The organism is Streptomyces sp. NPDC093018 (genome assembly GCF_040684035.1).
Lineage (GTDB): Bacteria > Actinomycetota > Actinomycetes > Streptomycetales > Streptomycetaceae > Streptomyces > Streptomyces murinus.
The window spans coordinates 14,152-38,683 of record NZ_JBFBFF010000025.1 but is presented as its reverse complement, the minus strand read 5'-3'; the positions used below and the strand labels follow the sequence as shown (position 1 = coordinate 38,683).

Annotated in this window: 21 protein-coding genes and 1 pseudogene; 13 read left to right on the top strand and 9 right to left on the bottom strand. The window is 72.0% G+C overall.

Annotated features, from left to right (window positions below):
- Positions 1 to 8: 8 nt before the first annotated feature.
- Entirely contained in the window at positions 9 to 770 is a 762-nt protein-coding gene (locus AB0N90_RS35195; protein ID WP_365203312.1) for an alpha/beta fold hydrolase, read from the bottom strand.
- A 156-nt stretch (positions 771 to 926) separates the two neighbouring features.
- Between AB0N90_RS35195 and AB0N90_RS35190 the strand changes: the two genes are divergently transcribed.
- Positions 927 to 2,558 carry a molybdopterin-dependent oxidoreductase gene (locus AB0N90_RS35190; RefSeq protein WP_365203311.1) on the top strand — a complete coding sequence of 544 codons (1,632 nt, stop codon included), beginning with the start codon at positions 927 to 929 and terminating at the stop codon, positions 2,556 to 2,558.
- Positions 2,559 to 2,658: 100 nt separating this feature from the next.
- Positions 2,659 to 3,297, top strand: coding sequence for a fasciclin domain-containing protein (locus AB0N90_RS35185; RefSeq protein WP_365203310.1), 639 nt, complete (start codon positions 2,659 to 2,661; stop codon positions 3,295 to 3,297).
- Between the two features lie 337 nt (positions 3,298 to 3,634).
- Here the strand turns inward: AB0N90_RS35185 and AB0N90_RS35180 are convergent, their stop codons facing one another.
- Together AB0N90_RS35180 and AB0N90_RS35175 are read right to left on the bottom strand one after the other, a co-directional pair.
- On the bottom strand, positions 3,635 to 4,384 hold the full coding sequence (locus AB0N90_RS35180) for an anti-sigma factor (RefSeq protein ID WP_365203308.1): 750 nt from the start codon (positions 4,382 to 4,384) through the stop codon (positions 3,635 to 3,637).
- Positions 4,381 to 4,965: a sigma-70 family RNA polymerase sigma factor gene (locus AB0N90_RS35175; RefSeq protein WP_365203306.1), complete on the bottom strand. Its 585-nt coding sequence runs from the start codon at positions 4,963 to 4,965 to the stop codon at positions 4,381 to 4,383. Before AB0N90_RS35175 ends, AB0N90_RS35180 begins: the two co-directional genes overlap by 4 nt.
- A gap of 287 nt (positions 4,966 to 5,252) precedes the next feature.
- On the opposite strand from AB0N90_RS35175, the gene AB0N90_RS35170 reads away from it, so the two are divergent.
- Both AB0N90_RS35170 and AB0N90_RS35165 read left to right on the top strand, forming a co-directional pair.
- Positions 5,253 to 5,981, top strand: coding sequence for a GNAT family protein (locus AB0N90_RS35170; protein WP_365203304.1), 729 nt, complete (start codon positions 5,253 to 5,255; stop codon positions 5,979 to 5,981).
- A 127-nt stretch (positions 5,982 to 6,108) separates the two neighbouring features.
- Entirely contained in the window at positions 6,109 to 6,816 is a 708-nt protein-coding gene (locus tag AB0N90_RS35165) for a maleylpyruvate isomerase family mycothiol-dependent enzyme (protein WP_365203303.1), read from the top strand.
- 103 nt (positions 6,817 to 6,919) lie between these two features.
- Here the strand turns inward: AB0N90_RS35165 and AB0N90_RS35160 are convergent, their stop codons facing one another.
- Positions 6,920 to 7,432, bottom strand: coding sequence for a hypothetical protein (locus AB0N90_RS35160; RefSeq protein WP_365203302.1), 513 nt, complete (start codon positions 7,430 to 7,432; stop codon positions 6,920 to 6,922).
- Positions 7,433 to 7,608: 176 nt separating this feature from the next.
- On the opposite strand from AB0N90_RS35160, the gene AB0N90_RS35155 reads away from it, so the two are divergent.
- Positions 7,609 to 8,655, top strand: a complete 1,047-nt coding sequence (locus AB0N90_RS35155; protein WP_365203300.1) for a LysR family transcriptional regulator — start codon at positions 7,609 to 7,611, stop codon at positions 8,653 to 8,655.
- 70 nt (positions 8,656 to 8,725) lie between these two features.
- Positions 8,726 to 10,084 carry a carbohydrate-binding protein gene (locus tag AB0N90_RS35150; RefSeq protein ID WP_365203298.1) on the top strand — a complete coding sequence of 453 codons (1,359 nt, stop codon included), beginning with the start codon at positions 8,726 to 8,728 and terminating at the stop codon, positions 10,082 to 10,084.
- A gap of 125 nt (positions 10,085 to 10,209) precedes the next feature.
- Here AB0N90_RS35150 and AB0N90_RS35145 read toward each other — a convergent pair whose 3' ends face one another.
- From AB0N90_RS35145 to AB0N90_RS35135, 3 genes are all read right to left on the bottom strand, one after another.
- Positions 10,210 to 10,899, bottom strand: a complete 690-nt coding sequence (locus AB0N90_RS35145; protein WP_365203297.1) for a DUF4166 domain-containing protein — start codon at positions 10,897 to 10,899, stop codon at positions 10,210 to 10,212.
- On the bottom strand, positions 10,899 to 11,648 hold the full coding sequence (locus AB0N90_RS35140) for a hypothetical protein (RefSeq protein WP_365203296.1): 750 nt from the start codon (positions 11,646 to 11,648) through the stop codon (positions 10,899 to 10,901). Before AB0N90_RS35140 ends, AB0N90_RS35145 begins: the two co-directional genes overlap by 1 nt.
- A 217-nt stretch (positions 11,649 to 11,865) precedes the next feature.
- Positions 11,866 to 12,651, bottom strand: coding sequence for an SDR family NAD(P)-dependent oxidoreductase (locus AB0N90_RS35135; RefSeq protein WP_365203294.1), 786 nt, complete (start codon positions 12,649 to 12,651; stop codon positions 11,866 to 11,868).
- Between the two features lie 160 nt (positions 12,652 to 12,811).
- Here AB0N90_RS35135 and AB0N90_RS35130 point away from each other — a divergent pair, with 160 nt between their 5' ends.
- The 4 genes and pseudogenes from AB0N90_RS35130 (at position 12,812) to AB0N90_RS35115 (ending at position 15,111) form a co-directional block, all read left to right on the top strand.
- Positions 12,812 to 13,462, top strand: coding sequence for a TetR family transcriptional regulator (locus AB0N90_RS35130; RefSeq protein WP_365203293.1), 651 nt, complete (start codon positions 12,812 to 12,814; stop codon positions 13,460 to 13,462).
- 95 nt (positions 13,463 to 13,557) lie between these two features.
- Positions 13,558 to 14,319, top strand: a complete 762-nt coding sequence (locus tag AB0N90_RS35125) for a methyltransferase domain-containing protein (RefSeq protein WP_365203291.1) — start codon at positions 13,558 to 13,560, stop codon at positions 14,317 to 14,319.
- Between the two features lie 46 nt (positions 14,320 to 14,365).
- Positions 14,366 to 14,548 (top strand): annotated as a pseudogene (locus AB0N90_RS35120) (nuclear transport factor 2 family protein); the annotation flags it as partial.
- Complete coding sequence (locus tag AB0N90_RS35115) at positions 14,548 to 15,111, top strand: TetR/AcrR family transcriptional regulator (protein WP_365203290.1); 564 nt, start codon at positions 14,548 to 14,550, stop codon at positions 15,109 to 15,111. The pseudogene AB0N90_RS35120 and the gene AB0N90_RS35115, both read left to right, overlap by 1 nt.
- A gap of 119 nt (positions 15,112 to 15,230) precedes the next feature.
- Here the strand turns inward: AB0N90_RS35115 and AB0N90_RS35110 are convergent, their stop codons facing one another.
- Positions 15,231 to 17,438 carry a hypothetical protein gene (locus AB0N90_RS35110; protein WP_365203289.1) on the bottom strand — a complete coding sequence of 736 codons (2,208 nt, stop codon included), beginning with the start codon at positions 17,436 to 17,438 and terminating at the stop codon, positions 15,231 to 15,233.
- Positions 17,439 to 17,805: 367 nt separating this feature from the next.
- Here AB0N90_RS35110 and AB0N90_RS35105 point away from each other — a divergent pair, with 367 nt between their 5' ends.
- The gene (locus tag AB0N90_RS35105; RefSeq protein ID WP_365203287.1) at positions 17,806 to 18,618 is read left to right on the top strand and encodes a DeoR/GlpR family DNA-binding transcription regulator; all 813 of its coding nucleotides are present in this window, start codon (positions 17,806 to 17,808) and stop codon (positions 18,616 to 18,618) included.
- Between the two features lie 40 nt (positions 18,619 to 18,658).
- Here the strand turns inward: AB0N90_RS35105 and AB0N90_RS35100 are convergent, their stop codons facing one another.
- The gene (locus AB0N90_RS35100; RefSeq protein WP_365203285.1) at positions 18,659 to 21,544 is read right to left on the bottom strand and encodes an AAA family ATPase; all 2,886 of its coding nucleotides are present in this window, start codon (positions 21,542 to 21,544) and stop codon (positions 18,659 to 18,661) included.
- A 553-nt stretch (positions 21,545 to 22,097) separates the two neighbouring features.
- Between AB0N90_RS35100 and AB0N90_RS35095 the strand changes: the two genes are divergently transcribed.
- Together AB0N90_RS35095 and AB0N90_RS35090 are read left to right on the top strand one after the other, a co-directional pair.
- A complete protein-coding gene (locus tag AB0N90_RS35095; protein WP_365203284.1) occupies positions 22,098 to 23,027 on the top strand; it encodes a spherulation-specific family 4 protein in 930 nt (309 codons plus the stop codon).
- Between the two features lie 75 nt (positions 23,028 to 23,102).
- Complete coding sequence (locus tag AB0N90_RS35090; RefSeq protein WP_365203282.1) at positions 23,103 to 24,476, top strand: RICIN domain-containing protein; 1,374 nt, start codon at positions 23,103 to 23,105, stop codon at positions 24,474 to 24,476.
- Positions 24,477 to 24,532: the final 56 nt, after the last annotated feature.

Below are 24,532 nucleotides of genomic sequence, written 5' to 3'. Positions count from 1 at the left end.
CACGGCACTTACGCCCCCCTCCGGGGCTCCCGTTCAGCCTGCGAGTCTGCCAGGTGCGCGCGGACACGCGGTCGATCACCGGCTGCACCACGTCGTGGCTGTTCGCCCAGCAGAAGGATCTCCAGGAACTCCTCAGGCGCATCCCTCCAGACGTCGTGGCCGCTGTCCAGGGAATGGACCCGCCAGGCCGGGTCATCGGCCAGCCGGTCGCGGACGGCGGTGAAGGGCGAGCCGTCCCACCCGGACAGATACACGTAGTCCCGGGTCCCGATATCACGCAGCCCGGCCCCGTCCAGCCGGATCCGCTGGAGGAACGAGGCCAGCGGATGCGCGGTCACGCGCGGATCGCTGCCGGGCGGCGGCTGGACGGCGTGTCCGTCCGCCGCCGCGCCGTCCAGGAACACATCGCGGTAGGTATCGGTCGTCAGGTCCCAGCAGGACTGGCCGTCCTCGGGTACGTAGGCGTCGCAGTAGACCAGGCGGCGCACCACGCCGGAAGGTGCGCGGTCGGCGGCACCGGTGATGACCATCCCGCCGTAGCTGTGCCCGACGAGAACGGCGTCGCCGACCTCCTCGGTGGCGAGTACGGCGAGCACGTCGTCGATGTGGGTGTCGAGATTGACGTCGGCGGAGGCAAGGTGGGCGCGGTCGCCGACGCCGGTGGCTGTCACGGTCAGCGCCCGGTGCCCGGCGGTGCGGAGCCGGTCGGCCAGGGCGGAGAAATACCAGCCGCCGCGCCAGCCGCCGGGAACGAGAACGAAGGTCGTCATGGCGACGTGAACGTTGCCCGCATGACGCCAATTCCCTTCGGGACGGCCCAACTTGGTTCATCCGTCGCGGAACGCGTGGCGGATTGGTCCAGGATCGCTTTTCACTCGATCAGGTCCCGGACCAATCCGCGGGGCGGCCGGAACCGGATTCCCCGCGTGACGGACGAGGAGAAGGATCAAAGAGGCCGACCGGGTCTGCCACGCCTGGCGCTGGGTGCGCTGAGCGGGGCGCTGGCCGGCTTCGCCGCGCTGGCGGCCGCCGAACTGGTCGCGGCGGGGGTGCGCCCGCAGTCCGCTCCGGTCGTCGTGGTGGGCGGCGCGTCCATCGACGCGACGCCCGCCGCGGTCAAGGACTGGGCGATCCGCCACTTCGGCACCGACGACAAGCTTGTGCTCCAACTCGGCATCCTTGCCGTACTGACTGTGTCGGCGCTCGCGTTGGGCGTGCTGGCGGTGCGGTTCCGGCGGCTCGGAGCCGCCGGGACCCTTCTCTTCGGGGCCGTCGGAGCGATGGCCGCCCTCGACCGTCCCGACTCCGCCGGCCCCACCGACTCGCTGCCCTCCGTCGCGGGGGCCGTCGCCGGGGCCCTGCTCCTGTACGCCCTGGCGGGACGCCTCACCGCGCCCGCCCGGTCGACGGCGCGGCAGACCGGCTCCGTGAGCGAGGAAGCGGCGGGTGGCCCGCCCGCGTCCGAGGCATGGGACCGGCGCGGGTTCGTCCTCGCGGCCGCTTCCGCCGCGACCGCTTCCGCCGTGGCGGGCGCGGCCGGCCGCTCGCTGAACGGCTCCAGCGGCCGGGACGCGGCCACCTCGCGCGAGAAGGTCGTTCTCCCCCTCCCCGGCTCACCGGCGCGGCCGGTACCGAAGAGGGCCGGGCTGCGGGTCGAGGGGATCAGCCCGTTCGTCACCCCGAACCAGGACTTCTACCGGGTGGACACCGCGCTGGTGGTGCCCAAGGTGGACGCGAGCGGCTGGCGGATGCGCATCCACGGCAAGGGGGTACGCCGCCCTGCCACCTACTCCTTCGTCGACCTGCTGCGCCGGGAGCTGATCGAGCGGGACATCACCTTGACGTGCGTGTCGAACGAGGTGGGCGGCCCGTACGTGGGCAACGCCCGCTGGATCGGCGTCCGGCTGGCCGACCTGCTCGCCGAGTGCGGGGTGAAGCCCCCGTCCCGGGGCGGCCGTGCGGACCAACTGGTGGCCCGCTCGGTGGACGGCATGACGATCGGCAGCCCGGTCGAGGACCTGATGGACGGCCGGGACGCGATGCTCGCGCTCGGCATGAACGGTGAACCGCTGCCCTTCGAACACGGCTTCCCCGTACGGATGGTGGTCCCCGGCCTGTACGGCTTCGTGTCCGCCTGCAAGTGGATCGAGGACATCGAACTCACCACCTTCGACTCCTACGACCCCTACTGGGTCAAGCGCGGCTGGGCCCGCCGGGCCCCGATCAGGACCGAGTCCCGTATCGACACCCCCAAACCGTTCGCCCGTCCCCGCACCGGCACGGTGATGGTCGCCGGGGTCGCCTGGGCCCAGCACCGGGGCATCGACAAGGTCGAGGTCCGTATCGACGACGGCCCCTGGCGGGAAGCCCACTTGGCCGCCGAGTACACCCGCGACACCTGGCGCCAGTGGTCGATTCCCTGGCAGGCGACCACGGGCGGCCACACCCTCACCGTCCGCGCCACCGACCGCACGGGCACCGTGCAGACCGACAGACGGACCCGCACGATCCCGGACGGCGCCGGCGGATGGCACTCCGTCGTCGTGACCGTCGACTGACCACCCCCGCCATGACATCGGGCCTCTGGCCCGCCCCGGACCACCTTTCCGCAACACCCCGAACGCAGCGGATTGCTGCGCCTTTCAACAGGAGAAGATGATGAACACCCGTATCCGCCGTACCACCGGTCTCCTCGCCGCTGCCGCCGTGCTGCCCCTGGCCCTGACCGCCTGCTCCGGCGACGACGACTCGGGCAAGTCCGACTCCGCCGACAAGGCGTCGGCCTCGGCCACCACGGGCGGGGGCGGGATGGGCAGCATGGACCAGCCGTTCGGCCCGGCCTGTTCGACCGTGCCGAAGAACGGCGCCGGCTCCTTCGACGGCATGGCCAAGGACCCGGTGGCCACCGCCGCCTCCAACAACCCTGCCCTGTCCACCCTGGTGGCGGCGGTGAAGAAGGCCGGTCTGGTCGACACCCTCAACAACGCCCAGAACATCACCGTGTTCGCGCCCACCAACGACGCCTTCGCCAAGATCCCGAAGGCCACCCTGGACAAGGTCCTCAACGACAAGGCCCAGCTGACGAAGATCCTCGCCTACCACGTCGTCGGCCGGAAGCTCACGCCGAAGGACCTGGAGAACGGCGCCTTCGACACGCTGGAGAAGTCGAAGGTGACGACCACCGGCTCGGGCGAGTCCTACACGGTCGACGGCTCCGCCAAGGTCGTCTGCGGCAACGTCAAGACCGCCAACGCCGATGTCTACATCATCGACACCGTCCTCATGCCCAAGAGCTGACACCTCACCGGACCGGGGACGCACGCCCCGCCAGGGCGCCTTGACGGGAGGCGGTCCCGGCAGCGTGCGTCCCCCTGACGGGGCATCCGCGGCAGCCCGACCGGCAGGGCGCGCGGGTGCCCCTTCCCCGGGAGCGGCCGGACTTCTCGCCCAGCCGCACGGCACCCGCGCCCGCGCCCCGCGCGTGCCGCACCCGCGGATACCGGCCGAGATGCCGCGCTTCCGCACCTCCACCGGTCAGCTCGCGGCGCGTCGGAGCGGGGCGCCGTCGAGGACACGCTGACGCGCCGACGGCGGAGCCGCCTCCGCCGCCGTGTCCGTCCTCTCGGCCCCCGGTTCAGGACGGGATCGCCAGCAGGCCGATGGGCGTACCGGTGGGCCGGGGCGAGCCACCGGCCGGCTCCACGGTGATCCCGACGCCCGAGGCCCCGTCCACCCCGCCCCGCATCAGCACGGTCTGACCGGCACGGTCGGGGCTCATGAGCCCGGCCGAACGCATCCTCCCGCCGACGGCGAACCACAGCTGGTAGACCTTGCCCCGGGGAGGCTCGGCCATGCCCGAGGTCACGAACACGGCCCGGTCACGCCGGGCCGAGACCACCACGGTGCCCGTACCGCCCGCCATGCGCGCCGAACGTGTCTTCGCGTCCGGCGCGGCCAGCACCCCCGCGATCTCCTCGGCATGCCGCTCGGCCTCGGCCGCCTGATGACGGGCGTCCCGGGCACGCTCGTACTGCCATACGGCGGTTCCACCGAACGCGGCCGCGGCGGCCACGCTGGCGGCCAGCGCCCATCGGGTCAGGCGCCGTCCACGCCGTACGCCTCGGCGTACCCGCTCCGAGGGCGCGGCGCCGGGCGGCACCTGCCGCACGGTGGTGATGCGGGTGAGCACCTGCTCCCGCATGACGGGGCGCGGGCGCACCGTGGCCGCCAGGGCCAGGCGTCCGGCGGTGGCAGTGAACTCCGCGACCTCCTGCGCGCAGGCGGCGCAGTCGGCCAGATGACGCTCGAAGGCGGCACGCTCCTGACCCTCCAGCGCGTGCACCGCGTAGGCGCCTGTCAGAGCGTGCGGATCGGTCGTGGTCATGCCGTCACCCCCAGGCAGTCCCGGAGCCGGATGAGTCCGTCGCGCAGACGGGTCTTCACCGTGCCGAGCGGCAACGCGAGTGCTTCGGCGACCTCACGGTAGGTGAGGCCGCGGTAATAGGCCAAGGTGACCGACTGACGCTGCAGTTCGGTCAGGGCGCGCAGACAGCGCCGCACCTGCTCCTGCTCCAGCCGGCTCTCGACCTGCTCGGTCACCTCGTCGTACGCGGGCTGATGGTCGAGCAGAGCGGCCTTGGTGTCACGGGCCGCCGCCGCCTCCACCGACCGGACCCGGTCCACGGCCCGCCGGTGGGCGAGGGTGAGGATCCAGTTGATGGCACTGCCGCGCTCGGGCTGGTAGCGCGGGGCCGTGCGCCACACCTCCACCAGCACGTCCTGAGCCACCTCCTCCGACTGCGCCCGGTCGCGCAGAACCGCCCGGACGACCCCGAGGACGGAGCCGGCGACGGTGTCATAGACCGCTGCGAAAGCCTCTTGGTCCCCCAGCGCCACCTCGTGCAGCAGGCGCTGCAGGTCCGGTTTCGCCGAGGGGTTCGTACTGATATGCGCAAGTTCCTTCACAGTGGCTCTCTCCCATGGCCGTCACAGAGCGGACATCATGTGTAATCCGGGGCCACGCGAGCTGCGGATTGCTCCCGCGCGCAGGCGAAAGCGTGGGTCCACCTTTGCAGAGGACACGGCCGTAGGCTGCGGGGCGATGGTCAACTGCCGGGCCACGGCTCCTCTGATCATGCGGCCAGGCCGAACCGGGCTCCCCGCCGTCGAGAGTGGCAACGCGCCCGCCCCGGCGCAAGCGGCTGTGCCTAGTCTGGCACCGGCAAGGCACCGGCACGCATCAGGAGAACAGCATGTCCGCACGTCTCAACGAATACGGCCAGCCCGTCGGCGACCCTGTGCCCGACTGGACGGCGCGTCCCGCGCCCGCCCGGGTCGCCGTCGAGGGTCGCTTCTGCCGGGTGGAGCCCCTGGACGCGGACCGCCACGCCGACGACCTGTACTCCGCCTACGCCCTCGCGGAGGACGGCGCGGACTGGACGTACATGTCCGTCGGCCCCTTCGGCACCCCTGCCGACTACCGCACCTACGTGGCGAGGGCGACACAGGCGGACGATCCCCTTCCGTACGCGGTCGTCGACTTTCGCACCGGCAAGGCGGTGGGGACCCTCTCCCTGATGCGCCAGGACCCGTCCAACGGCGCCGTCGAGGTCGGCAGCGTGGCCTTCTCGCCTCTGCTGAAGCGGACTCCGGTGTCCACGGAGGCCCAGTTCCTGCTCATGTCGTACGTCTTCGACGAACTCGGCTACCGCCGCTACGAGTGGAAGTGCGACAGCCTCAACACGCCCTCGCGGAAGGCGGCTCTACGGCTGGGTTTCACCTTCGAAGGGATCTTCCGCCAGGCCGTCGTCTACAAGGGGCGCAGCCGCGACACCGCGTGGTACTCCATCGTCGACTCCGAATGGCCGCGCGTCGGCAAGGCGTTGCGGGAGTGGCTCTCGCCCGACAACTTCGACACGGAAGGCCGACAGAAGCGGTCCCTGTCCGACGTCCGTGCCGCCGACGGGAATCCGGGGCGCTGACGGACCGACGGCGCCCGCCGCACGGCCGGCGACAGCAGAGGTCGCCTCATTCAGGCCACCAGAGCCCAACTGCCTTCCGCGATACGGTGAGATGCTTCCGTAGATTGGATGTAGGCAAGGAGGTTCCATGCAGGATCTCGGAGCTCTGGACCCGATCACCGCGTCCACGAACCGGTTCGTCGCCACCGTCGTCTCCCTCACCGACGCTCAGGTCACGGGCACAACGCTCGTACCCCCATGGACCCGCGGCCACGTCATCACCCATGTCGCACGCGCCACGGACAGCATCTGCCGACTGCTCGCCTGGGCGCGTACCGGTGTGGAAACGCCGCAGTACGCGAGCATGGAGGCCCGCGCCGCCGAGATCGAGGCCGGGGCCCGGCGGCCGGTCGCCGACCTGGTCGCCGATGTCCGCGACACCGCCGCCCGTTTCGAGAAGGCGGTGCGAACCCTGCCCGCGGCGGCCTGGCACACCGAAGTGCGCATGCGCACCGGAGAGTTGCGCACGCCGGCGACCCTGATCCTGGCCCGGCTGCGCGAACTGGAGATCCACCACGCCGATCTGGACGCCGGGTACGGCTTCTCGGACATACCGGTCGACGCCGCGCGATGGATCATCGACGACATCGTCGCGGCACTCGCCCGGCGGCCGGAGACTCCTCCGCTGCACATGGAGACAACCGACACCGGCGTCGTCCACGCCCTGGGGACCGGCGGCCCCACGGTCAGGGGACGACAGGCGGACATCCTGGCCTGGCTCAGCGGCCGTTCCCCAGGCACCGGGCTCACCGCGTCCGGCACCGACGAGTTTCCCGCGGCGCCCTTCTGGATCTGAAGGGCGCCGCCGTGCCGCGTCGGCTGGAGGGTCAGGCCGTGAAAACCCGGTGGCCCTCCGCTTCGATAGTGGATGGCGGGCCGGCGGACCGGTCGGGAGCTGGTCAGATGCCGAGGTTTTCGAGGGTCGTTTCCACCAACTGCCTGGCTGCGGGGCTGTACCACGAGGTGTGGCCCGACAGTTGGGCGACCGCTGCCCCCAACCACTCGGGATCGCCCAGCCGGTCCAGCGCGTTCGCCTTGTCGAGCCGGTCGAACAGGTACTTCAGCACGCTGACGTGCCCGCCCGTGTAGCGGCGCTGGTGATGTGTGTATCGCACGCGCCACAGGTCGTACGGGTGGCGCACGATGTCATGGAGGGAGCAGCCGTCACGGCCCATGTCGACGCCGGGCCGGGAGGGAAGGCCGGGGGTCGTCTGCCACTTCCGATAGGCGGCTTGCACGTTCAGCTCCAGGAACCTGGACCACTGGACGGTGAGCCGGGGCGCCTCCTGCCCGTGCCGGTGGTGCTCCAGCCCCTCGGGGGTGAGCACGACGTACAGGCCGCCCTCCCGCGTCGCGTCCCCGATGACCCACCTGTCTCCCGTCAGCTCAAGCGGTCCCAAGAACTGTGCCACGACTTCTCTCCCCATCCCACGGATCTACGACCGCGAACATAACTGAAGCACCCAGCACCCAGCACCCAGCGGCCGGGGGAGTAAGCCGCCGAGCATGCCCGGGTCGGAACACCCGTTCCCGCTCTGGTCTGGACCAACCCCTTGCTCCTCGCCCTCCGGCGCCGCAAGCTCCCTTCATGGAGCTGGAGTTGCGGCATCTGAAGACCATCCGGGCCATCGCGGAGGCGGGCAGCCTGACCAGGGCGGCGACCGTCCTCGGGCTCGCGCAGCCCGCCCTCAGCGCACAGCTGAGACGCATCGAACGGGCCCTGGGCGGCGTCCTGTTCGAGCGCGGTCGACACGGCGTACGGACCACGGCCCTCGGCGAGCTGGTCCTGGAGCGCACTCGCATCGTGCTGCCCGCGGTGAGCGAACTCCAGCGGGAGGCCACCCGGTTCGCCCGGAGCCAGGGGGAGGGGGCGGGGGAGCGGCTGCGGCTCGGCGGGACGCACGGGCCGCTGCTGGGCGCGCTGGTGGACCGGCTGGCCGACGCCGCGCCCGGCACCGCCGTGACCACCTGCGCTTCCTGGTCGGAGCGGGAACTCGCGGAGATGCTGACCGAGGGGCGCCTGGACTTCGCGCTGTCCGGCACCTGCGGCTCGACCCCGCCGCCCGAATCTCCCCACCTCGTCTGGGAGGAGATCGCCGTCGACCCGGTGTTCGTGATGCTCGCCGACGGCCACCGGCTGGCCCACGGACGGGAGATCGAGCTGGCCGCGCTCGCGGACGAGGGGTGGGCGTGTGTCCCCGGCGACGGCTGTTTCGCGGACTGCTTCACCGCCGCCTGCGCCCGGGCCGGCTTCACCCCCCGGCGCATGTACGAGACGGACACCGCTTCCTGTGTGCACCTGGTGCAAGTGGGCCGGGCGGTGGGCCTGTGCCGGGCCACGTTCCCTCCGACGCCGGGACTCGCCATCCGTCCGCTCAACGGCACGCCCCTGCTGTGGCGGCACCTGCTGGGCTGGCACCCCGCCGGACAGCGGCCGGGCACCGCGGCCACGGTGCTGGCCCAGGCCCGGGAGGCGCACGCGGGCGCGGCGGCGCGCAGCGACAGCTACGCGCACTGGCTCGCGGAACGCCGTCCGACGCCGGCAGGCGGCACCGCCCCCGTGACGGCCCCCGGGACGGCCCCTGTGACGGCCTCGGGTACGGGTTCCATATCGCGGGGGCAGGGGGTCGGTTGACGTCTTACGGGCCGCGGCCCGTCCTCTCTACGGTTTCGGCACCCCACCGAATCCGAGGAGAGACCTCCCCATGCGCCAACGACACCTCAGAGCCGCCTGTGCCGCCGTGGCGGCGGCGGGCGCCCTGCTCGTGACTGGGCTCAGCGGCTCCGCGAGCGCCCAGCCGTCCCTTCCCGCCACCCCGCCGACGGCGGCCGACAGTCTCCGCACCGCCGCCGCGCCGCCCGGCCTTCTCACCGCACTCCAGCGGGATCTCGGCCTGAACCGGCAGCAGGCGGACCGCCGCCTGGCCAACGAGGCCGAGGCGGGCGCCACCGCGGGCCGGCTGCGCGCCGCCGTGGGCACGCACTACGCGGGCGCCTGGGTGAGCGGCACCCTGTCGGACACCCTGACCGTCGCCACGACGGACCCGGCCGACGCGCGAGCCATCCGGGCGCGGGGCGCCGACGCGGTCGTCGTACACCACTCCTTGGCCGCGCTGGACGCGGCCAAGGCGCGCGTGGACCGGGCCGCGGCCCACCACGGCACCACCGACGCCCCGGTCTGGTACGTCGACGTGCGCACCAACGCGCTGGTGGTGCAGGCGATACGGCCGTCCGCCGCGCGCTCCCTGCTCGCCGCGGCCGGCGTCGACGCCTCCCTCGCCCGCATCGTGAAGTCCGCCGAACGACCGCGCCCGCTCGCCGATCTGCGGGGCGGGGACGCCTACTACATCGACAACAGCGCCCGCTGCTCGATCGGCTTCCCGGTGACCCGGGGCACCCAGCAGGGCTTCGCCACGGCCGGGCACTGCGGGCACGCCGGCAGCACCACCGCCGGCTTCGACCAGACCGCGCAGGGCACCTTCCAGGCGTCTATCTTCCCCGGCAACGACATGGCCTGGGTGGCCACGAACGCCAACTGGACGGCGACGCCGTACGTCAACGGTTCCAGTGCGCAGGTCGCGGGGTCGACGCAGGCCACGGTGGGCTCCTCCGTGTGCCGTTCCGGCTCCACGACCGGCTGGCACTGCGGCACGGTGCAGCAGCTCAACACCAGCGTGACGTACCAGGAGGGCACCGTCACCGGTGTCACCCGCACCTCGGTGTGCGCCGAACCGGGCGACTCGGGCGGTTCGTTCATCTCCGGCAGTCAGGCCCAGGGAGTCACCTCGGGCGGCTCGGGCGACTGCACGAGTGGCGGCACGACCTTCTTCTATCCGATCAACCCCATCCTCCAGAACTACGGCCTCACCCTGACCACCGTCACGTCCGGCCCGGGAGACCCCGGCGGCCCCGGTGACCCCGGCGGCACGTGGTCGGCGGGCACCGTCTACCAGGCGGGCGACACGGTGACGTACGGCGGTGCCACCTACCGCTGCCTCCAGACCCACCAGGCCCAGCCGGGCTGGGAGCCGCCGAACACACCGGCGCTGTGGCAGCGGGTGTGAGCGACTGACCCGGCCCCCCACCGTCCGCCCGGACGCTCCGACGGACGCCTCCGACGAATGGGCCCCACCGCTGCCTCGGCGCCCGGATGGATCACGGCCGGACCCGACGGCCGCCGGGTCCGGGATCACGCGCGCACCTCCTCCCGCACCGGGCGCAGTCCCGGCCGCGTCCCGCGGGAGACGGCGTCCGTGTACGACACCGTGAAGGAACCCTCGTAGCCGAAGAGCGGCCCGAAGCGGCGGTTCACCACGCTCACCCGGACCCGGAAGCGTCCGGTGGTGTCGTCGAAGGACTCGCGCACCTCGGCCGTGGCGCCGATGAGTTCCGGTACCCGCACATCCACCGGGCCCTCCCGGAAGCGGTGCTCGCCGGAGCGGATGAGCAGCGAGCCGTCCCGTTCGGCCGTGAAGTGCAGTTCGCTGGCCAGGTGTTGGTGGGTGCCGAGATAGTCGAGTATCCGGTCGCCCTTGGGGCTGAGCACCATCTGGGCGTCGAAGCGGCGGGGGCGGCCGGGCAGATCGAAGGTGCGCACGAAGCTCACCGTCTCACGGCCGAAGGTGTCGGTGTACGGGACGTTCTCGATCACGAACGGGATGTCGCGGCCGGCCCGCGGGACAAGGATGTTGCGGGTGGCACCGAAGGCGAGGAACGGCTTCACATACGACGGGCCGTGCCAGATCCGGTCCATGACGCCCCGCCCGGTGCAGGCCTCACCGCCCGCCAGGCCCACCGAGAAGCGGCGCCGCAGCTCGGGGTGGAGGCGGTCGAAGTCGTCGCCGAGCACGGTGCGGAACATCGAGACGGGCATGGTCATCAGTGCTTCTCCAGGGTGCGCAGGACGCGAGGGGGCCGGGTCTGTTCCGCCGGGGCGCGCAGGCATCGGCGGGCGGCGGGGGTGCAGGCGAGGGGGGCCTTGAAGAGGGCGAGTGACATCACGGCCACCAGTAGGAGCGCGTAGAGGCAGGCCGCGTCGGCCCCGAACCGCCCGAAGACGCCCATGGCGCACTCCGGGCCCAGGCCGGTCAGGCAGCCGGCGAGCAGCAGCGCCCGGACCGCCAGTTCGGCCAGCCAGTTGGCCCGGGCCCGCTCGGGGCTGATGTCCCGCTCCAGCCACAGCCGCAGCCGGTCGAAGGACCACGCGGTCGCCCAGCCCATCAGAGGGCGGAACACGAGCCGGTCGGCGAGCGCGCCGAGGACGCCCCAGCGGGGCCGGTAGTCGTAGCCGGTGAGGAAGCGCACGCCGTGTGCGTCGGGCACATAGCGCCAGTAGCCGCTGCCGCGGGCGAGCAAGGAGAGCGGGTGCGGGGAGGCGAAGCGCAGCGCGGAGGTACGGGTCCCGTCGGGACGCTCCCGCTCACCGGCGGCGATCCCGGTGCCGGAGATCGTGAGCAGGGCCAGGACGCGCACGGCGTAACGGAAGCGCTGGGGCTCGCCCGCCACGCGCGGAAGGTAGTCGATCTCCGAGAACCGCAGGTCCCAGCGCCGGTGTTGGGCGGGGTCCTGGGTGCGCGACCAGAGCTCGTCCAGGTCGGCGCGGATATGTGCTTCTACGTAGAGACCCATGGTGTTCCCCCGTGTGCCGACAGTGTTTGAGCGATCGCTCAAACCGTTCGAGAGGGAAAGTACACCCCTTTGAGCGATCGCTCAAAGTCTGGAACGGGAAAGCCCCGCCCCCAGGAACTGCCTGGCCCGGGGCCGGGGTTCAGCCGGTCCACCCCGAGGGTGGCCATGCGGGGATGGATGCGGCGTGTACGTGCGGCACGTCACCGGCCGCCGTCCGTCAGAAGTGGGTGCCGCCGTCGACGCGGACCTCGGTGCCGGTGATGAACCGGCCGTCCTCGGAACCGAGCATCGCGACCACCGACGCCACCGTCTCCGGGCCCGCGAAGCCCTGGCCGAGCGCGGGGGACAGCTTCGTGAACAGGCCCATGTCGGCGTCCGCGGGCAGCCCCGGGCCCATGCTCTGCTTGCTCGCACCGCTGCCGTCGGTCATGCCGGAGGAGATCGAGCCGGGCTGTACGGCGGTGAAGCGGATGCCCTGCCCGGCGTACTCGCTCGCGAGCGCGTGCGTCATGGACTGGACGCCGCCCTTGCTCGCCGCGTACGCCGCCATGTAGGGGTGGGCGAACGCCGCGGAGGTCGAGCTGAAGTTGACGACCGCCGCGTCCCGGCCATTGAGCAGCGCCGGAACGGACTCGCGGATCACCAGGAAGGTGCCGACGAGGTTGACCTGGACGACGCGGGTGAAGGCGTCGAGGCTCGTCTCGTGGGTGTGTGAGGAGCGCAGGATCCCGGCCGCGTTGACCAGTACGTCCAGGCCGCCGAGGGTGGCGACCGCGGCGGCGACACCGTCGCGGACCGACGACTCGTCGGCGATGTCGATGACGCGTATGGACAACCGCTCCGCATCGGCGCCGGCCTTCTCGGCGGTGTCCCGCAGGCCCTGCTCGCTGATGTCCGCGGCCACGACCGTGCCGCCCTCGGCGAGGATGCGCAGCACGGTGGCCTGGCCGATGCCCGAGCCGCCGCCCGTGATCAGTGCGCGACGGCCTTCATAGCGGTTCATGTCTTCTCCAGCCCGGCCCGTCGATCGCCGACGCGGCCCTGTGGCGCCGGCCCTCTTGCCGTACCGGCGTTCTCGATGCATTCACGTTACGCCTAGGTGGCACGGTTTGCCATCTCGTCACGGCATGCCAAAGGGTGACCGCAGGGCGTAGGCTTCCGAGGTGAGCAGCAACCCGTCCACCTCCCTGACCGAGCGCCGCAAGGCCGCCACCCAGCTCGACATCGCGCACGCGGCGGCAGAGCTCTTCGCCACCCATGGCCCGCACGGGACGACCGCGGAGGACATCGCCCGGCGGGCGGGCGTCGCACTGCGGACCTTCTACCGGTACTTCCGCTCCAAGCAGGACGCGGTGACTCCGCTGCTCGCCGCGGGTGCCGACCGCTGGCGGGCGCTGCTGGAGGCGACGGAGCCCGGTACCGCACTGCCCCAGGCGCTGGAGTCCGCCGTCGAGCAGGCGCTGTCCGTGCCGGACGAGGAGTCCGTCCAGGCGCTGCTGCGCACTCGGGGACTGCTGCGGGCCGCGGCCGACGACCCCGCGCTGCGGGCCGTCTGGTACCGGGTGAACCAGGAGTCGGAGGAGCGGCTGGTCCCCGTCGTCGCCCGGCTCGCCGGCCGGGCCGCCGGACAGCTGGAGGTGCGGCTCGTGGCGGCGGCCGCCACCGACGCCATCCGGATCGCGCTGGAGACCTGGGCCGACACCGAGGCCGGCGCCGAGGGCCCGGGTTCCCCCGCCGAGCTGGCGACGCGCTGTCTGCGTCAACTCGTCGGCGGAATGCCCTCGTCGGGGGAGCGGGACGACCGCGTCCAGTGAGGTGACCGCACAGGTTCGCCGCCCCGGTGCTGGCCGATTGCCGATCACCCGGGGCCGATTGCCGATCGCCCAGGGCGGGAGGCGATGATGAGGGTGTGACCGACCGTTCCCGCGCCCAGTCCTTCGATGTCGCCGCGGCTCAGTACGCGGCGAGTCGGCCTTCGTATCCTGCCGCGCTCTTCGATCGCATCGAGGAGTTCGCCTGCCGTCGCCTGGCGGGCGCCCGGGTCGCCGATGTCGGCGCGGGTACCGGAATCGCCAGCGTGCTGCTGCGGGACCGAGATGCCGAGGTGATCGCTGTCGAGCCGGGGGAGGCCATGGCCGGCGAGTTCCGGCAGGCGCTGCCGGGAGTGCCGATCGTGCGGGGTGACGGCAATGCGCTGCCCCTGGCCACGGCCTCCCACGACCTCATCACCTATGCGCAGTCCTGGCAGTGGACCGACCCCGGCCGGTCCGTCCCGGAGGCCCTGCGTGTGCTGCGAGCGGGCGGTGCGCTGGCGATCTGGTGGAACACCACGGCCTTCGACGTGCCATGGATTCGCGAGCAGCACCGGCGCATCGCGCACCACTGCGGGGTGGCGCCGAGGCCCGCGGTGCGCCCTTCGGACGACGACGCCGTCCGGCTGGCGGGGCTGACCGGGCTGCGGGTCGCGCGCCGTCAACTGCGCTGGAGCCGCACGGTGTCCCTGGACACCCATCTCGCCAACATCGGCAGCCGATCGGCATTCCTCGTCCTCGAAGAGGCCGACCGCCGGGCGTTCTTCGCCGAGGAGCGTGAGCGGCTCGCCAAGGCTTTTCCGCGCGACGAGGTGACGGAGACCTATGTGGTCGATCTCCTGGTGGCGCTCCGCCCCTGACGTCGTGCGGCCGCGGGGCGGGGAGGCGCGCCCCCGTTTCCCGGCCGCCGTGGTCGAGCGCGCCCAGAAGATCGCCTCCCACGGCCTGTCCTTCGAGCTGCTGCACGTCCTGGTCAGCCGCGAGAACATGGCGCTTTCGCTTCACAACACCGCCCAGCGCCCGGACGCGGTCCTCGACGAGTACCTCACCACCGTCTGCCGCCTGTGCGACGGCAGGACCGCCGACTGATGGTGTTGTCGCCCGGCAGGGTCCAGGCGGCCGTCCATCAGGCGCTCACCGAGCCGGCCGGTGAGCGTGACGTGACCGAGCTGACGATTCCCGCGGTGGCCGAGCGCGCCGGGGTCAACCCCACCACCATCTACCGGCGCTGGGGCACGCTGCAGGCCCTGCTCGCCGAGGTGGCGGTCCTGCACGGGAGCGACGTCCCGCCGTCCTCCAGCGGCGACCCGCGTACGGACCTGGAGGCGTACGCGGTCCGGACCCTGGCCGATCTGACCCGGCCCGGCGGAATCGCGTTCTTCAGGGCGGAGGTCTCTTCCGGCATCGACGAGCGCCGCAGCGGTCTGCGGGAATGTCTGCAACGCGCCACGGCCGGCCTCGACACGGCCCTCGAAGCCTCCCGCGGCCGGGGCGAAACACCGCCTCCGCCGGAGCGGCTGCTCGACCGGATCGTCGCCCCGCTCTACTTCCGGGTCGCCTTCTCCGTGCCGGACACCGACGAGGCCTACGCACGCGCCTTGGTGGCCGACCTGTTCAGCGGGACCTGGCAGCAGGCGGTCGAACTCCGCTGAGACCCGCCGACGTTCGCCGGAACAGGGCACTCCTGTAGACCTGTCCCGGCGAACGCCTCCGTCGCCCGTTCATCGCCCCGGTCTCCGGCGCACACATCGATGAGGCGGGCCGGTACCGCTCAGCGGCTGGTGAGCAGGAGCAGGCTCGATCCGTCGGGCAGGCCGGCGATACCGACCTGATCCCCGGCGAAGGTCCCGGCGCCCCGGAGCCCGCCGACCGCCCGGAAGGGCGTCCAGTCCCCGTCCCGGTCACGGACGGCGTGGTACACGTTTCCGTCCAGACCGACGGCGACCAGCTGGCTGTCCCCGTCGGGCAGGCCCGCGACGGCGACCGCCGAGGCCCCCATCGGACCGCCCGCAGGCCCGGACGGGCTGCCCCAGCCGGTCCAACTGCCGTCGGCCCCACGCACGTTGTGCCATATGTTTCCGTCGAGGCCGATGGCGGCGATCTGGCTGTCCCCGTCGGGCAGGGCGGCGATGGACAGGGCAGGTCCGGCGAAGTCCGGCGCGCCGACCCCGGAGACGGCCGACCAGCCGCTCCAACCGCCGTCGGCGGCACGGGTGTCCAGCCGCATCCGGCCGTCCGCGCCGTAGACCAGGACCTGGGAGGAGCCGTTCGGCATCCCGGCGATCGCGACCTTGGTGGCCTTCACCAGCCCCGAGTCGTCGCCCGCCATGGCGGCCCAGCCCTGCCAGGAACCGTCGGCGTGACGGATGTTGTGGTACGCGTATCCGTCCTTGCCGATCGCCGTGATCTGGGAGTCGCCGTTCGGCATGCCCGTGATCGCGATGTCCTTCGCCGCGAACCCGGTCTTCTTGTTGTCCGCCGCCGGCAGAGCCAGCCAGCCCTGCCAACCACCGTCCGCGCGGCGGACGTTGTGCCAGACATTGCCGTCGAGCCCGATGCCCAGCACCTGGACGCTGCCGTCGGGCAGAGCGGCGACGGCCTCCCGGCTCCCCGCGAACCGGAACGCGTCGCCCGCACCCGCCAGGGGACTCGGCGCGCTCCATGTGCCGTCCGCCGCACGGGCGGTGTCGTAGAACGTGTGCGAAGTGACCGGCTGCGGGAGGTTCTTGGAGATGATCTCTCGCTCCAGGTCTCCGGATCCGACCCCATTGCGGTTCTGGTTCACATCGTCGTGCATGACGATGTTCATGTTGTCCGTGACATTGGTGTTGTTCCAGGAGGTCCGGAGCTTCGCGAGCAACTGCCGGTTCAGCTCGTCCTCGAGACTGAGCAGGAAGTTGTCCGCCTTCCAGGCGGAGGTGAGCTTGAGCGCCGCCAGGATCTGCGTAATCGCCGCGTCCGGTATGGAGTCGGTGGGATCGATGATGCCCTGCTGCACGAAGAACTTGTCCGCCGCCGTACCCGGCGCCCGTCCCAGTACCTCGTCACCCCGCCTGAGCACCGCGTCGAAGGTCTTCTGCGACAGCTTCGGGTCGAGAGCCGCCTTCAGGATGTCCTGCCAGTCGCTGCTCACCCCGACATAACTGCCGCGGTAGTCCTGTACGTCCGGCTGGTGCCAGGCCCAGGGGTACGTCGTGCTGTCCGTGTCGTCGACGATGACGACGTGCCTGCCCGCGGCCATGAACTGGTCGTACGTCGACGTCGGGCGCAACGAGGCGTCGGCGATGGCCGGATGGCCCGCGCCGCCGCCCACCAGATCACCCAGTTCGGTGATGGCCTCGTGCCGGTCCTGCTGGAGCGTCGCCGCGGGACCGGTGGCCGTGACCCGCAGGATCACGATCTCCTTGGGATGCGCCCGGATCCAGTCCGCGACCTCCCGCGCCTGCCCCGGGATCACACCGCCCTTGCCGTCCGGCGCGTCGAAGAACAGCCGCCCCAGCGGTCCGCCGTGATAGCTGAACCACTTCCCGTCCTGCTTGCACAGGCGCAGGTCGAGATAGCGCGAGCCGCCGTCCAATTGCTGGACCAGGGAACCGCTCTGGGTGCGGGACATGCTCGCCGCCAGCGCCGGCCACTTGCGGGCGGTGCCGACCGTGTCACCGGCGTCGCACATACCGCTGTCCTTGGTGATCCCCGCGGTGCCCGCGTCATGACTGCCGGGGATCACGACCTGGTTCACCGGACGATCGCCGATCGTGCCGCGCAGTTGGTCCATCCACGAACCCAGCGCGATGTCCGCGGGCGCTGGAGCAGCCGTGCCGGAACCCGCTCCGACGGCCGGCGCGGGCCCGGTCTTCGCCGTACCGTCCACCGCCGTCGCCGTGCTCGCCGCCGCCGGGACCACCGTCACCGCGCCCACCGCCATCACCAACGTGGTGACGGCCAGTCTTCGCTTCACTGTCCTGCCGCGCGTGCCCATGCCCATGTCCCTTCGGTCTCGGATATGCGGCACAGTTCTACGGGGATCTCGCGCCCACCGGCCGCCCTTCGCCCGAACTGCTCAGCAGGAATGAGCAGTTCGCTCCACTCGACCCCGACCGGACGCGTAACACCCTAGGAACTTTCCCTGATCCGCTCGGCACGCGCTTCGGAGAAGCTGGCGGTCAGCGACGGGACGGATCATGAGCGGAGCTTCGACGTTTGCATTCCTCGACACATACGACGGCCGGGCCGGGAAGACCGCCGCACGCACGGACCGGTGAGACACGGGGAGCGGGGGAGCGGCACCACTGCGCGGACAACCACCCGGCTCGCACCCCGGCCCGCACCGCGGGACGGAGACGCGGATGAACGAGGCAACGCGTGACACCCGCATCTCGACCATCCTGACCCTGTTGGTGCAGCGCGCGGAGCTCCAGGTCCGTCTGCTGCCCTCCGTCCTGGGCGTCTCCGGACCCACCGTGCGCCGGGACCTCGCCGTCATGGAGGAGAGGGGACTGATCCGGCGGTCGTACGGGAGGATCGCCGCCGCCCGGCGCAGCGCCGAACTGCCGGTGAGCCTGCGGCGGTCGCAGAACACCGAGGCGAAGCGGCGGATCGGTGCGCTCGCCTCCTCCCTCGTCCCGGGTCGCCCGCTCACCCTGGCGCTCAGCGGAGGCAGCACGGCGGGCTTCGTGGCGAGGAGTCTGGCCGGCAGACCGGACCTGACGGTGGTCACCAACGGACTCGACACCGCGACCGCCCTGACGGAGCGTCAGGCCGCGAAGGTGGTGGTCACCGGCGGCACCGCACGGCCGTTGTCCAACGACCTGGTCGGCAGAGCCGCCGAGCGGACACTGCGTTCCTACCGCTTCGACTACGCGATCGTGGGTGCCGACGGCATCAGCCCGACGGGCGGCTTCACCCAGTACAGCTCCGACGGAGCGGAGATCGACCGGGTCATGCTGGAGCAGGCGACGCGGCGGATCGTCGTGGCCGACAGCTCGAAACTGGGGCAGGTGCACCGGGCCAAGGTCGCCGACATCGACTCGGTCCACACCGTGGTCACCGACTCGCACGCGAACACGGACATGGTCGCCCGACTGCGCGGCACCGGCCTGGACATGGTCCTCGTGGTCGTCCCCTCGCCCGTACGGCCCCACCGCCGTCGGCCCTCCTGACCCACGCGGTCGCCGCGGCCCGGAACGTTCCGCGTACGGCTCAGCGGCGACCGTCTCCGTTGCCCGCCTCCTGGACCCGCCGACGCAGTTCTCTGCGGCTGCGCAGACCCAGCTTCACGAACACGCTCCGCAGGTGGTACTCGATCGTCTTCACGCTGAGCGTCAGCTCGTCGGCGATCTCCCGGTTGGTGCAGCCGAGCCCCACCAGGCGCGCCACCTCGCGCTCCCGTCCGGTCAGCAGATGGTCCAGGGCCGGTACCTCCCCGCGCTCGGACACGCAGGCCCGGCGCTCGGCCCGGCACTCCGCCAGGAACGGCCGCGCGCCCAGACGGGTGAACACGTCTTCGGCGCTGTCGAAGTACGCGGTCGCGGCGGCCGCCCTGCCGAGTGCCGCCGACGCCCGCCCGCGCGAGATCTCCAGCAGCCCGCGCACCAGCGGGATGTCCCGGCCGGGTCCGAGCAGTGCGACCGCCTCGGTGTACCGGCCGAGCGCGGCCTCGTGCGCGCCCGCCGCCTCCGCCGTACGGCCGTGCAGCCAGGCCTCGGCGACACGCAGGTGCGGGTTCGGGGCGGCGTCCGCGGACTTCAGCTCCTCCATGGCCGCGCGCGCGAGGTCGGCGAGACCGCACGAGACGAGCGACTCGGCGAGGAAGGGCAGCCAGCTCATGGAGACGATGCGCACCCGCTCCGAGTGCGCGGAACGCTCGGCCAGCATCTGGAGGGCGTCCACCACACCGCGATGGTCACCCCGCGCCCGTGCCCGCATGGCACGGGCCATGGCCGTGTGGTACTGCGGTCCCCCGAAGTCCAGTGGCTGGGCCAGGTGTTGGGCCCGGCGCAGCGCCGCCTCGGCTGCTCGGTCCTCGCCCCGGAACGCGTCGAGGACCGAGCGCAGGGACCACAGGGCGGCTGCGTCGAAACAGCGTCCCTGCTCGTCGTCGAGCGCCGCCTCCACCTCGCGTGCGGCCCGGTTCCAGTCGCCGCCCAGCAACTGGCACATGGCGAGGTGCACCGAGGCGCTCGTACCGAGGAGCCGGGCGGCGGCGGGGCGGCGGCGGGCCGTCACCATGGTCAAGTCGGTCGTCGCGGACGACAGTTGCGCGTCCGCGAGCCGGAGTATGCCCCGGACGGTCAGGGCCGGCAGGTCCTCCTCGCCGATCCGGTCCGCGTCCTCGGGCAGCCCGGCCAAGAGGTTCATCCCGGCTCCGGGGCCGTGCCGCAGCGCCGTACCGTAGGCGGCCAGCGCCCGCGCCGCCTGCCGCAGCCCCGGGGGTACGACGACGTACGGTGCCTGCGCGCAGACGTCCGGGACTTCACCGGACGGCGGGCGGACGTCGGCGGGCCCGCCCGGCGCCGGACGGGCCACCGCCGGGTCGGTTCCCGGGCGGCGTCCGACGGGTCCGTACAGGTGCGCCTCATCCGCCGGGGGAGCCGGGCGAAGGGCCTGGTCGGCGTGGTGCCGGGTGGCGTCCCCCTGTCCCAGGATCGCGTGCACCAGCGCCAGTTCGGTGTGGACGACCGCCCGTTGACCGGGATGAGCCTCCCGCAGTGATTCCTGGGCCCGGTCCAGCAGCCGTCGTGCCGAGGTGAGGCGGCCGGCGGCGAACTCGGTCAGGCCCAGCGCCTCGTCCCGCCAGGGGCAGGGGCGATGGGTGACCACCGCGGGCCCGTGCCGGGCCAGTTCCGCGTCGGCACCGGCCCAGAAGAGGAGCCGCACGGCGCCGTAGAACAGATGGTCGCTCCGGTGGTCGTCGGCGGGCGAGAGGGACGCCGCCGACAGCAGCGTCCGTGCCGCGTGCAGGAGCCCGCCCTCGGCGAGTTCATGGCTCGCGGTCTCCAGGAGTTCGGCGGCCAGGCGGACGTCGACGGTCTCGGCGGCCGCCACCCGGTGCGCCAGCCCCTGCCGTTCGCCGACCGCATCGACCGCGGCCACGTGCAACGCGCGCCGCCGCGCGGCCGGCAGCGCGGCGTAGAGCGCGTCGCGGAACACGCCGTGTCTGATCGCGACGGTGGGCACGTGGGCATCCGTCCGTGTGATGAACTCCTCGTGGGCCAGCGGATCCAGAGCCGAGGTGCAGTCGGGGGCGCCCAGAACGGTACTCAGGGTCGGCACGGTCGCGGAACCGCCGAGCACGGCCAGCGCCTCAAGGGCCGCCACGCCCTCGGGCGGAACGCCCTTCAGCTGACGTTGCACCACGGACGCGGGCAGGGCGGGCCGGGGCCGGTCGCCGGGCCGCGCGCTGCCGTGGCCGTCGAGCAGGCTGCTGAGGTACAGCGGATGGCCGCCGGACCGCAGCACCAGGCGACGCGTGAGCGTGTCGTCGGCGAGATCCCCGAGGGCGGTGGCCACCAGGGCCGCCGCCTCCGCCTCCGCCAGCTCGGCCAGACCGATGTGGGTCAGGGGGGCCACCGTGTGCAGCGCGCGCAGGACCTCCTCGTCCCAGCCCCGCGAGTGCCGCGCGGCCAGCACCAGACACAGGGGCCCGCCCTCGCGCGCGGCCTCCAGCAACGCCTTCAGCGAAGAGCTGTCCGCCCACTGGGCGTCGTCCACGAACAGGACCCAGGGGGCCGCCGCCGACATGTCCAGCAACTCCCGCAGCGCACGCGGCCCCGAAGGAACGGCGGCGGGTCTCTTCGCCGCCGGTGCACCCGGCTCTGCGGCCGGGGAGCGGCGCGGCACCCGCACCGCCGCCCGATGCAGCAGGCGGGACAGACAGCCGAAGTCGGAAGGCGCCGCGGACGGTGTCGCCGCGCTGTCCAGCACGGTGAAGTCACTCAGCCCGGCCAGGAACTGACGCACCAGGGCCGTCTTTCCGACGCCGGGCGGCCCCTGCACGAGTACGACGGTGGCCGTGCCCTCGCGGGCCGAGTCGGCGGCGGCGCGCAGCACCCGCGACTCGCTCAGGCGGCCCGTGCACCTCTCCACGTAGTCACCGCCCTTGGCTCCGTACTCCGGACCGGCAGCCTATGCCACGGACACCCGATCCCCGACGGCGGAGAGGCTCCGACCACTGCGGCGGCGCATCCCCCGCGCCACCACGCGGAATCGGAATACCTGTGCCGAGCTGTCGGAACGAAAGAAACTCGGGTAATGCCCCGGGAAAGCGTTCGAGCGGACCGTGCACGAACGGTGAGCGTTTCCGGCCCGTCGTCATCGCCTCCGGTCGTCCCGGTCCGTCGTAGGAGGACGACGTCCCGGACCACGCCATCGCGGAGTCCTTCGGGAGCATCACCGAGGGATCACCGCTGGTCACTCCGCCACGGAATGGCTTCGGAACGGACCCGGAGCCGTGCTGCGCTCGCGCCCGACGGTTCGGCTCCGGGGCTCCGAATCCCCCCATGCCCGCGCCAATTCGGCGCCTTGACGTGAATCGGGGCCGGAGACTAAAACGCATCGCGGAGCCGGCCGAAGCAGTCAACGCGAAGGCCGAGCGATTTCGTCAGCCCGCCGGAGAAAAACAAAGTGGAGGCACGCCCCCATGAGAAACAGCAGTCACGTGGACCGTCGTCCGGGCGCCGGAAGGAGGCGCCGCCTGTGCGCGGCGGTCGTGAGCGCGGGCCTGGCCACCGGCGCCCTGATCTCCCTCCCCGTCGGCGACGCGTCCGCTGCCGCCGGGATCAAGCAGCGGGTGGCCGTACCGGCGTACTTCTACCCCGGTGACTCGGGTGCCGGCAATCTGTGGGCGCAGCTGTCCGATCCGGCCCCCGGCGCGGGCCTGGCCGTCGCCAACCCGGGGACCGGACCCGGCGACAGCGCGGACGGCACCTACGCGAGCGCCATCCGGGCGGCGCACGACGCCGGGACGAGGGTGATCGGATACGTCGACTCCGGGTATCTCGGCACCAAGGGCTGGGCCGCGCCCAACGGCGGCACGTCCGTCGACGACTGGGTCGAGGGCGCGGAGCGAAACGTCGACAAGTGGTACAGCTACTACGGCGGTTCCGGCCTGGACGGGATCTTCTTCGACGACGGTCTCACCGCTTGCGGCACCCGGTCCGACGCCAACGCCTTCGTCGACGCCTACAAGAGGCTCCAGTCCTATGTGAAGGGGAAGGACGCCGACGCCAAGGTCGTCATCAACCCGGGTGCCTCGCCGCAGCAGTGCTACACAGGTGCCGCCGACACCCTGGTCACCTTCGAGGGCACCTACGACGACTACGTGAACCACTACGGTGACGACCGCGAGTCCTGGGAGGCATCGGCCGACCCCGCCAAGATCTGGCACCTGATCCACACCACGGGCAGTGAGGCGGAGATGCGGAACGCGATCGCCCTCTCCAAGCAGCGCAACGCGGGCTACGTCTACGCCACCGACGACGACAACTCCCGTCCCACGGGCCAGGACTGGGGCAACCCGTGGGACACCCTGCCGTCGTACTGGTCCGCCGAGGTGAACACCGTCGGCTGACCGCGGCCGGTCCCGGTCACCGCCCGTCACGACCCGTGGTCCTGCGCGGCCCCTCTCACCCATCGGAGCGCTTGTATGAGGGCCTTACCAGCCCCACCCCGCAGAATCGCCCTGCTGGCACTGTCCGCACTGCTGCTTCTCGTACCGGCCCTGTGGCCGCGGCTGACGCAGCCCGCGGCGGCCGACACCGGCTCCTTCTCACTGCTGTACGACCCCGGCCCCTCCCACGACTGCTACGCGCAGGTCGTGGAGGACCCGCCGGACAAGAACACGACCCCCGATCCCGCACGTACCAGTACCACCGGTTGCGGTGCCTTCGCCGGCACCGAGGAGTTCACCCGGAAGAGCCCCGAGCGCCCCACCTGGGACATCGGCACCTACGGCTGGAACACCTCCGACTGGGGCACCTCACCCGGCTACTCGTTCACCACCCGGACCGCCGCCAAGACGGTGACCATGCAGAACGACGCCTCCGGGGTGTGCGGGCTGCACGAGACCAATGTCAGCTACACCTACCCCGACTCCCAGCTCGAACCCGGGCCCGACCGCGCGTACCGCACCGCGGCGGACGGCCGGATCGATGTCTCCTACCGTGCGAAGATCCAGCAGACCAAGCCCTTCACCTGCGGCGAGAAGCGAGCGCTCCTCACCACGGACCTCATCTTCGAGGACTCCGAGCACGGCTCGGCACACCCTGACGTGATCTCCGTCATCCACTACGATCCCGGCACGTTCAAGGCCCCCGACAGCAACGGCGTCGTCTGGTACACCAGGGACGACACGACGATGACCTGCCCCGACGGCTGCCGGGTCATGGTGCGCAGTCCAGACCTGATGAAGGACGCCACCTGGGCGTCGATCGACGACGACTTCAGCCAGTTGTTCGACAAGTACGTCGACTACGTCAACCCCGAGCACCTCCCGAAGTCCGACTTCGTCCTGCGCGGCGTGCAGATCGTCAGCAGCAACACGGGCAGCTCCACGACGGCCTCGGTCAGCGACGTCGACGCACGGATGACGCCGAACGCACCCGTCCACGCACCTCTGACGTACGGCCTCAAGGGCAGCGGCGGGCAGTCCCTGTGCCTGGACGACTACGACAACGCCACGCAGCCGCCGGCGGTCGCCGACATCTGGGACTGCAACGGCGGCGACGCGCAGGACTGGACCATGGGCCAGGACGACACCCTCCAGGTGCACGGCATGTGCTTGAGCGCGTCCGGAGACGGCACGGCCGACCACGCGCCCGTCGCGCTCGACCGGTGCGACGGGGGACAGCACCAGAAGTGGGTCCTGGGCCGCTACGGCCAGATCTACAACCCCGTGTCCGGCCGCTGCCTGGAGGTCGCGAACGGGTCCAGCGCCAGGGGCGACAAGAACCTCGAACTCTTCGACTGCTGGGGCGGCACCCAGCAGAAATGGTGGACTCCGGCCGGCGACTACCGCTGAGAGCCGTCCGACGACGGCCGCGCGGCGGCGACACGCCGAAGGGCCGCACCGCTCGG

Excerpts from the sequence above, each read along its gene's own strand:
- AB0N90_RS35145 (WP_365203297.1), bottom strand. The coding sequence starts at position 10,899 with ATGACCATGCCCGTCTCGATGTTCCGCACCGTGCTCGGCGACGACTTC.
- AB0N90_RS35105 (WP_365203287.1), top strand. The coding sequence starts at position 17,806 with ATGAACGAGGCAACGCGTGACACCCGCATCTCGACCATCCTGACCCTG.
- AB0N90_RS35095 (WP_365203284.1), top strand. The coding sequence starts at position 22,098 with ATGAGAAACAGCAGTCACGTGGACCGTCGTCCGGGCGCCGGAAGGAGG.
- AB0N90_RS35185 (WP_365203310.1), top strand. The coding sequence starts at position 2,659 with ATGAACACCCGTATCCGCCGTACCACCGGTCTCCTCGCCGCTGCCGCC.
- AB0N90_RS35165 (WP_365203303.1), top strand. The coding sequence starts at position 6,109 with ATGCAGGATCTCGGAGCTCTGGACCCGATCACCGCGTCCACGAACCGG.
- AB0N90_RS35180 (WP_365203308.1), bottom strand. The coding sequence starts at position 4,384 with ATGACCACGACCGATCCGCACGCTCTGACAGGCGCCTACGCGGTGCAC.
- AB0N90_RS35110 (WP_365203289.1), bottom strand. The coding sequence starts at position 17,438 with ATGGGCACGCGCGGCAGGACAGTGAAGCGAAGACTGGCCGTCACCACG.
- AB0N90_RS35115 (WP_365203290.1), top strand. The coding sequence starts at position 14,548 with ATGGTGTTGTCGCCCGGCAGGGTCCAGGCGGCCGTCCATCAGGCGCTC.
- AB0N90_RS35090 (WP_365203282.1), top strand. The coding sequence starts at position 23,103 with ATGAGGGCCTTACCAGCCCCACCCCGCAGAATCGCCCTGCTGGCACTG.
- AB0N90_RS35155 (WP_365203300.1), top strand. The coding sequence starts at position 7,609 with ATGGAGCTGGAGTTGCGGCATCTGAAGACCATCCGGGCCATCGCGGAG.
- AB0N90_RS35170 (WP_365203304.1), top strand. The coding sequence starts at position 5,253 with ATGTCCGCACGTCTCAACGAATACGGCCAGCCCGTCGGCGACCCTGTG.
- AB0N90_RS35195 (WP_365203312.1), bottom strand. The coding sequence starts at position 770 with ATGACGACCTTCGTTCTCGTTCCCGGCGGCTGGCGCGGCGGCTGGTAT.
- AB0N90_RS35150 (WP_365203298.1), top strand. The coding sequence starts at position 8,726 with ATGCGCCAACGACACCTCAGAGCCGCCTGTGCCGCCGTGGCGGCGGCG.
- AB0N90_RS35140 (WP_365203296.1), bottom strand. The coding sequence starts at position 11,648 with ATGGGTCTCTACGTAGAAGCACATATCCGCGCCGACCTGGACGAGCTC.
- AB0N90_RS35135 (WP_365203294.1), bottom strand. The coding sequence starts at position 12,651 with ATGAACCGCTATGAAGGCCGTCGCGCACTGATCACGGGCGGCGGCTCG.